Source organism: Microvirga sp. P4_G7 (assembly GCF_056401005.1).
Map to the genome: position 1 here is coordinate 1 of NZ_JBFUKD010000105.1, position 8,268 is coordinate 8,268.

The 8,268-nt window shown below is 59.4% G+C and carries 6 protein-coding genes and 1 tRNA gene; 4 read left to right on the forward strand and 3 right to left on the reverse strand.

Going from position 1 to position 8,268, the window contains the following annotated elements:
* The 4 genes from AC1DT3_RS07205 to AC1DT3_RS07220 form a co-directional block, all read left to right on the forward strand.
* Nucleotides 1-1,494 (forward strand): 2-isopropylmalate synthase (locus AC1DT3_RS07205; RefSeq protein WP_477464573.1); only part of this gene is annotated, 1,494 nt, incomplete at its 5' end.
* 344 nt (nt 1,495-1,838) lie between these two features.
* Nucleotides 1,839-2,696 carry a phenylalanine 4-monooxygenase gene (phhA, locus tag AC1DT3_RS07210; protein ID WP_477464574.1) on the forward strand — a complete coding sequence of 286 codons (858 nt, stop codon included), beginning with the start codon at nt 1,839-1,841 and terminating at the stop codon, nt 2,694-2,696.
* Nucleotides 2,697-2,822: 126 nt separating this feature from the next.
* Nucleotides 2,823-2,898: transfer RNA gene (locus AC1DT3_RS07215), tRNA-Lys, on the forward strand.
* 747 nt (nt 2,899-3,645) lie between these two features.
* Nucleotides 3,646-5,376, forward strand: coding sequence for an arylsulfatase (locus AC1DT3_RS07220; protein WP_477464575.1), 1,731 nt, complete (start codon nt 3,646-3,648; stop codon nt 5,374-5,376).
* Nucleotides 5,377-5,597: 221 nt separating this feature from the next.
* Here AC1DT3_RS07220 and AC1DT3_RS07225 read toward each other — a convergent pair whose 3' ends face one another.
* The 3 genes from AC1DT3_RS07225 to AC1DT3_RS07235 all read right to left on the reverse strand — a co-directional run bounded on the left by AC1DT3_RS07225 (nt 5,598) and on the right by AC1DT3_RS07235 (nt 8,047).
* Complete coding sequence (locus AC1DT3_RS07225) at nt 5,598-6,416, reverse strand: transporter (protein WP_477464576.1); 819 nt, start codon at nt 6,414-6,416, stop codon at nt 5,598-5,600.
* A gap of 85 nt (nt 6,417-6,501) precedes the next feature.
* Nucleotides 6,502-7,557 (reverse strand): HAD family hydrolase, encoded by a 1,056-nt coding sequence (locus AC1DT3_RS07230; protein WP_477464577.1) that lies wholly within the window; start codon nt 7,555-7,557, stop codon nt 6,502-6,504.
* 121 nt (nt 7,558-7,678) lie between these two features.
* Nucleotides 7,679-8,047, reverse strand: a complete 369-nt coding sequence (locus AC1DT3_RS07235) for an Ig-like domain-containing protein (protein WP_477464578.1) — start codon at nt 8,045-8,047, stop codon at nt 7,679-7,681.
* Between the last annotated feature and the right edge of the window lie 221 nt (nt 8,048-8,268).

Here is an 8,268-nt window from a genome sequence, read left to right on the forward strand (position 1 = left end):
GGCGAACAATGCCCCGGCGCGACCATGACGCTGGAAGAGAAACTCGAAGTCGCCGAATTGCTCGACGCCATGGGCGTCGACATCATCGAAGCCGGTTTCCCGATTGCTTCGAACGGTGATTTCGAGGCGGTCTCTATGATCGCTCAACGGGTGAAGAATGCTGTCGTCGCCGGGCTGGCGCGCGCCATTCCCGTCGATATCGCGCGGGCAGGGGAGGCCGTTCGCCACGCCGCGCGCTCGCGCATTCACACCTTCGTCTCCACGTCGCCCATCCATCTGGAACATCAGATGCGCAAGTCGGAAGCGGACGTGCTCGAGATCATCACAGCGACGGTCGCGCAGGCGCGCAACCTCGTCGAGGACGTGGAATGGTCGGGCATGGACGCGACGCGGACGCCAATCGACTACCTCTGCCGTTGCGTCGAAGTGGCGATCAAGGCTGGAGCGACCACGATCAATCTTCCCGACACGGTCGGATACGCCGTGCCGGATGAATATCGCGCCATGTTCAAGGCGGTGCGCGAGCGCGTCCCGAACGCGGACAAGGCGATCTTCTCCGCCCATTGTCACAACGATCTCGGTCTCGCCGTCGCCAATTCGCTGGCCGCGGTCGAAGGCGGCGCACGTCAGATCGAATGCACGATGAACGGCATCGGCGAACGCGCCGGCAATGCCGCCCTTGAAGAACTCGTGATGGCGATCCGCACCCGCGGCGACGTGCTGCCCTACGAGACGGGCATCGACTCGACCATGCTGACGCGCGCATCGAAGCTGGTGGCGGCCGCGACGTCCTTCCCGGTCCAATACAACAAGGCCATCGTCGGGCGGAACGCCTTCGCGCACGAAAGCGRCATTCACCAGGACGGCATGCTCAAGCACGCACAGACCTACGAGATCATGACGCCGGACTCGGTGGGCGTATCGAAGACCTCGTTGGTGATGGGCAAGCATTCCGGACGCGCCGCCTTCCGCAACAAGCTGAAGGAACTCGGCTACGAATTGGGCGCGAACCAACTCGAAGACGTCTTCGGGCGCTTCAAGGAACTGGCTGATCGCAAGAAGGACGTCTACGACGAGGATATCGAGGCGCTCGTCGATCAGAATCTCGCCACCGCCAACGACCGCATCAAGCTGGTCTCCCTGTCCATCGTCGCGGGAACGCGCGGTCCGCAACGCGCCACCATGAAGCTCGACGTCGACGGTCGTGTCGTCACCGAAGAGCAAGAAGGCAACGGACCCGTCGATGCGACGTTCAACGCCATCAAGGCGTTGGTACCGCACGAGGCCGTGCTGGAGCTCTATCAGGTGCACGCGGTCACCGAGGGGACGGACGCGCAGGCGGAAGTGTCCGTCAGGCTCACCGCGGACGGACGCAGCGTCACCTCCCGCGCCGCCGATCCCGATACGCTCGTCGCTTCGGCGCAGGCCTATCTCGGCGCGTTGAACAAACTCGTGGCCCGCGGCGCCCGCGTGCACGCTCACGCGGCTGAGTGAGCGCAAGTTGGATACGAAACCCAGATGGACGTGCGAGCCACGTCCATCTGAAGCGATCTAGCGTCAAGCCGTCGGGTCGTGCACCGGCAAGCTCCTCCGCGGCTTGACCGTCGACAGCACGAACCTAGAAAGCCCATCTGCCTCGCCCGGAGAGCCACGCCCCTCTTGCGCGTCTCTTTTGGCCCCTTTTTGAGCGTCCCTTTTGCATGAAAGCGCTATGTGAGATGATGGCGTCAGCCAGAGGGTTGGACGCTCTCAACTTTGTCGGATGAGATCCGGATGGGCAAAGATCTGGTTTGCGACAAGTCGCGGGGGATATTCTCCACCACACGGAGGGAACCGCCATGAGTGAGGTCAAACCAAGCGACGATCCGCGCGATTATCTGGTCGCCCAGGGTTACGAGAACTACGGCGAGACGGATCACGAGACTTGGCGAACGCTGGCGCGCCGCCAGCGCGAAATCCTGAAGGGCAGGGTCGCCGACCAATTCCTCGAAGGGCTGGATCGGCTTGGCATCGGCGAGGAGGGCATTCCCGACTTCCGCGTCATGAACCAGCGCCTGAAGGCGGCCACGGGCTGGGAGGTGGTGGCGGTACCGGGGCTGATCCCCGACCTGGCGTTCTTCCGGCTCCTTGCGGACAGAAAGTTCCCGGCCGGGTTCTGGATCCGAAAGCCCGAGCAGATCGACTACATCGAAGAGCCGGACATCTTCCACGACGTCTTCGGGCACGTGCCCTTGATCATGCAGCCCATCTACGCCGATTACCTGGAGGCCTATGGCAAGGCGGGTCTTATCGCGGCGCAAAAAGGGGCCCTGAAGCGTCTGGCGCGGCTCTACTGGTACACGGTCGAGTTCGGCTTGGCGCGGACAGCCGACGGCCTGCGGATCGTCGGGGCCGGCATCGCATCCTCGCCTTCGGAGACCCTGTTCGCGTTGGAAAGCGCATCGCCGAACCGCGTTGCATTCGATTTGGCGCGCGTGATGCGCACGCGCTATCGAATCGACGATTTCCAGGAAACCTATTTTGTCCTCGACAGCATCGAGGCCTGGCCGTCCCTCGACCTCGATCGTCTGATCCCTCTTTGGGCGGAACTCGAGGCGCTGGAGGACATTGAACCCGGAGACGTTCAACCGGACGACCGAGTCCTGGCAAAGGGCGACGGCGCGTACCATCGCGCGAAGCCGAAATCAGCAGCCTGACAGCCGAAAAATCCGCGTCTCAGGCTAGACAGGGGGCGCGGGGTTTGTTACACGCACGGCCTCGTCAGCGGAAACCAAACTGCTGATCGTGATAAAGTGTCTTTTCACAGGCACTTACAAGAAGATGGGCGCATAGCTCAGTTGGTAGAGCAGCTGACTCTTAATCAGCGGGTCCWWGGTTCGAGCCCTTGTGCGCCCACCATCTTCTCTCCCTTGTTTTGCAACGAAACTGGCGAACGCGGTACTCGCTTCCGGCTGGAACGGAATSCGCAGTTTGCAGACCGGTTTGCCGACTTCCTTCTTTCCTTCCGGCAAGCGCTTCCGAATTGCGGCCGCTGCCAGCCTCACATCGGCCCCCGAATGGCGGGCATCGAACGCTCTTCCACGTCTTTCAGCGGGTGGCCCGTCAGCGAGGCGTCCAGGTATTTCGATCGTTGCTCGATGAGCGAGCGCGATGTCCTGGATCGTCGTAAGGGATTCGTGAGGGCGCCGCGATGCGTATACAGACTGTGTGCATGCTTGGCCCACCAACAATACACGCGTTGATTTCTCGAGTGTGTGATTAGCCTACCTCGTCAAAGAACTCGGGCGCTCTCTATTGCTCTAAGCGGTCGCGAATTCATTTATGGGTTGACCCGCGGCGTGAGGGCTCGCAAATTTGAAAAACATTTCGGTACCCCAAGAGCGAAGGCGCCAACGTCCGACGTGGCAATTGTCTTCGGGACCGCGAGTGTGCGCGTGCGCCCACCAAGTCCAAGTTCCAAGTTCCAAAATCCGAGTTCCAAAATCCGAGTTCCAAGTCGACGTCGAAGTCGACGTCGAAGTCGAAGTCCAGGAAAGTCACTGCCCGGTATCGCCCATCCAACACGCATAGAGGTACATCGTGAGCCAAGAGAAAACGCCAAAGCACTCTGCATCTCAGACGAGCATCGACCGGCGAAAAGTTTTGATGGGCAGTACCGGATTGATGGCGGCGGCCGTCGCCTTCAGTTCTACGGCCGTGGCGCAAGCGCAGACCACACCGTCCGCGCCCGCTCCGACAGGCGCTGGCGGAAGACCGAATATCCTCGTCATCTGGGGCGATGATGTCGGCATCGCCAACATCAGCGCCTATTCCAACGGCCTCATGGGTTATGAGACACCGAACATCGATCGCATCGGTCGCGAAGGCATCAAGTTTCAGCACTATTACGGCGAGCAGTCGTGCACGGCGGGCCGCGCCGCATTTCTCACTGGCCAACATGGCATTCGCACCGGCCTCACAAAGGTAGGCTTTCCCGGGGCGCCGATGGRCATGAGTCAACTGGACCCTTCAGTCGGCGGTCTCCTAAAAAATCTCGGCTACGCGACGGGACAGTTCGGAAAGAATCACGTCGGTGACCGAAATGAGTCACTGCCGACCGTGAATGGGTTCGACGAGTTTTTCGGCAATCTGTATCATCTCAATGCGGAAGAGGAACCGGAGCTTCCGGACTATCCTAAGGACCCGGCCTACAAAGCGAAGTTCGGGCCGCGGGGCGTGCTCAAATGCAAGGCGACCGACATTGACGATCCTACGATCGACCCGCGCTTCGGGAAGATCGGCAAGCAGACGATCGAAGACACTGGTGCTCTGACCAAGAAACGGATGGAGACGATTGACGACGAGACGTCGGCCGCGGCCATTGATTATATGAAGCGGCAACAAACGGCGGGTAAGCCGTTTTTCGTGTGGTTCAACAGTACGCGCATGCATTTGCGTACGCACGTTCGCGGAGAGCATAGGGGCCGCTACAAGCACGGCGACAGCGAATACATCGATGGAATGATGGAGCACGACGATACCGTGGGCAACCTGCTCAAAGCCCTCGACGAGATGGGTATCGCGAACAACACGATCGTCGTCTATTCAAGCGACAACGGCCCCCACATGAACACTTGGCCGGATGGAGCCATGACCTGGTTCCGCAGTGAGAAAAACACCAACTGGGAAGGTGCCTTCCGCGTCCCTTGTCTGGTTCGGTGGCCAGGAGCTGTTCAAGCCGGTACCGTCACCAACCAGATCATGAGCCATAATGACTGGATTCCGACGTTCTGTGCCGTGGCTGGCGAACCTGACGTCGTCAACAAGCTGAAAGCCGGCTATGTGGCCAACGGCATCAATTATAAGGTCCACTTGGACGGCTATGACCAGTCCACGTTCTTGAAAACGGTGAACGGGAGCGCTGCGAACAACAATGGCGCGAAGAGCGCCCGCGACAAGTTCTTCTACTCCGATGACGATGGCCTTCTCGTAGGCATGCGGCAGGGCGACTACAAGTTCGTATTCTCCGAGCAACGCAAGGAGGGCACGATGGGCGTGTGGGCCGAACCCTTCACGACACTCCGTCTTCAGAAAATATTCAATCTGATGCAGGATCCGTTCGAACGCGCCGACATAACGTCCAACACCTTCTGGGACTGGCAGCTCAACCACGTTGGAGGGGCATACGGGATGATGGACGAAGTCTTTCAGTTCGTAGAGACGTTCAAGGCGTTCCCACCACGTTCATTCCCGCCGAGCTTCAATCCCGCGAACATTCTGGAAAGCATGATGGACGACATCAAAACCAAAAACTCCTTAAAGGAGGGATTGGATTTTGATCGGATTCGCGGAGGCTTGAACCGGATGATTCAAGAACGGCTGCAAGCTCCTCGGTAATTCAACGCATCCTGCGATGGCGGCTCACGGTTCAAATCTCGTGCCGGGAAATGGATCCGTTCAGACCGCTCGGTTTGATTGGATAGGCTGCGACCCTCGTGGGTATTTGCTGTGTCGGAACGACGTTCCGACACAGCGTCACGGGAGACGCAGTCTCATTCGACGACGCGGCATCCAGCCTCCAACGGGGCGAACGGTGTCCGTTCTGCGGAGCCGACGCGCTACTTCGGAAACAGGAACGTCATACCCGCCCGCAGTCCGAAGCCTTTCGGTCCTGCTTCAGGCGAGAGGGCGTAATAGCGTGCGCCGACGAAAAGGCTGATGGGCTGCCGCTCCACCTTAATGAGTTTGGCGACGATCGCATTGATTGGAACGGTCAGTTTGTTGTTCGCCCAGTCATAGGACGACTCGCTGTTGAGCGTGAAGGTCCATGCGTCGGCGGTCGTGTAGGAAATGAATGGCTGCAAGAAGGTCGTGTTGACCGGACCGGTTCCGCTTCGGGTCGCTCCCCCGACCGACCAGACGTGGTTCGCAAGGGCTCCGATTGTCCACGGCCCATCCTGTTTAAGCACAACCGCCGTAGGACCTGCACCCCATCTGCCGTCGCCGAGCAGATCATCCGTTGCCGTTGGGAGGTGGAAAACGGGGCCGATGCCCCAGATGACACCGCTCGGCCCGGGCGCACGCGGAGAAAAGAACAGGCTTTGCGTCGTATCGGAAAGCCCGAACTGACGCCCGGAGCCGGGCACGATATCCCATTGCGTGATGATGGGGAGGATCGTTCGCGAGATGACGTTCCACTCGGAATTGATGGTGATAGGAATGACGGGCTGGATGTTCAGCGTTCCGCGCCCGCCCTTATCGTCAGGGCCGATCCGACCATCGTAGTTGAACTGGAACGGAACGCTGATGAGATCTGCAACCGGATTGCTGAGTTTTTTGGCCAAGTCCGCATCCTGCGCGACAGCCGGCGAGGCGCGCGCGACGAGGCCGATGATGCAGACGACGTAAACGAGCGTAAAGCGAGCGAGCCAATTCAAGCGAACCTCCTGCGGTTCGCCCACCGTGCCAGCAGGGCCGGCAGCGAAATGGCTTAACACGCTGAACAGAGATTACACCTCAACATTATTGGAAAGGAAAGATGCGGTTCCAATCATTTTTCATGCTGATGATCGTCCAACCGTTTTTCTTCGCCTCGTCATAGAGCGCGGGCGTGAAGGTCCCGACCTTGCTGTCGGGGAGACCGGTGGCTGGGCCGTAGGCGTATTCGCGGGCAGAATCGTCGTGCAGAACCATCATCGCCAGCCGCGCGCCGGATCCTGCTCCGGTCCATTCCAACATTTGCCGGTCGCCGCCGGAATTGCCGAAGGCAGCGCTTGGTCGGCGGCCTATCATCAGGTGAATGCCCTCGGGCTTGCCGGCATTGTTGTCGTTGAGAAGAAGTTTCGGTTCCTTGGTCAGGAACGGCTTGCCGTTCTTGGCGTACGCAAATTTCGTGCCGCCCGCAGTACCGATCACCTGTTCCGGGGGGATGCCGTAAACCCTTTGGGAATAGACGCGAACGAAGTCCTGGCCGCCTCCGGTCACGATGTAAGGCTTGAATCCATTGTCGCGCAGATGACCCAGAACCTCCAGCATCGGCTGATACACGAGTTCGGTGTAGGGGCGGTTCCAACGTGGATGCCGAGCCGTTTCGAGCCACTTCGTGGCCTCGGCGTTGAATTCGTCGACCGTCATGCCGGTCAGCGTCGCCGCGAGTATCTTCTCGAGATCCTTTAGCGAAAGCTTCGCCATTGCTTCTCGATTTCCGGATAGGACGGTCTTGAAGGGTTCGACATTCTTGAGTTCGGGTCGTTTCGCCACGACCGCCGGAACACGTTCGAGACTGTAGACCACCTGCGAATACATCGGATGCTCGACCCAAAGCGTGCCGTCCTGATCGAATGTCGCGATGCGCTCCTCGGKAGGAATGTAGCTCCCGCTCGACCTGTCCGTCGTGGCACGCACAAAGTCGAATATCGCTCGTTTCGCCGCGCCGTCGTTCCAGGATGGCAATGGAGCAGCCGAAGCTTGCGCGGATGCTGCAAGGGGACGAAAAGGTCCGGACACGGCTGGGAGCGTCGCTAGCATCGACAACATCACACGACGACTGATCCCGGAAGGCGAGAGCGGATCCACCATGTTCGGTTTCCTTTAACGCGCGTTAAGAAGGGTTTGGAGTTCTCTATGAGGAATGTTCACTTTGTCCTGACGTCGAGCGTGGGCTTTCGGCGTCAGGACGTGCGGCTGCTTACAATCCGCGTCAGTTGACGTTCACTTTGAAGGTGATCACCGATGTTCCGGGCTTTTCATCGATACTCTTCCCGGTGGTGGTAATTGCGAAAGTATCGGGCCCTCGATATCCGGCGGATGGCTCGTAGACCCATGTGTCCTTGTCCGTCAGTCGAACCGTCCCGTGTTGAGCCTTCTGACTGATCTGAGAATTGGCAAGCGTGCCGCGAACACGCATGCCATGCATGCATCCTTGCCCCACCTTGACGTCAAATGCCTCGGTGTTGTTGGCGCCGAAGATGGCCGGCTGGCCCGCGATGTTGCATGCATCGACAGCGAGGGCGGCGYCCGTTGGTAGAATCAAAATTGGAATCGCAGCGACAAGTGATATCAGCCTCATGACGATCTCCTCTGGTACCTTCTTGGAAATTTACGCCATTACGGTCCTCTCCCTTTCCGCGTGCGGCTCCTCTCTTGATCGGGCGCTCGCCGCGTCGTTCCGAGAACTATGCCTTAGAATTCATCGGAGCTGTCGCGGCACCGATAGCCGATGAAGCATTGCGGATTGTTCGAGCTGGGCACCCACGCGGGCTCGGGGAACTGATTGACGAGGCACTCTGC

Coding starts and splice junctions, on each gene's coding strand:
- phhA (WP_477464574.1), top strand. CDS start 1,839: ATGAGTGAGGTCAAACCAAGCGACGATCCGCGCGATTATCTGGTCGCC.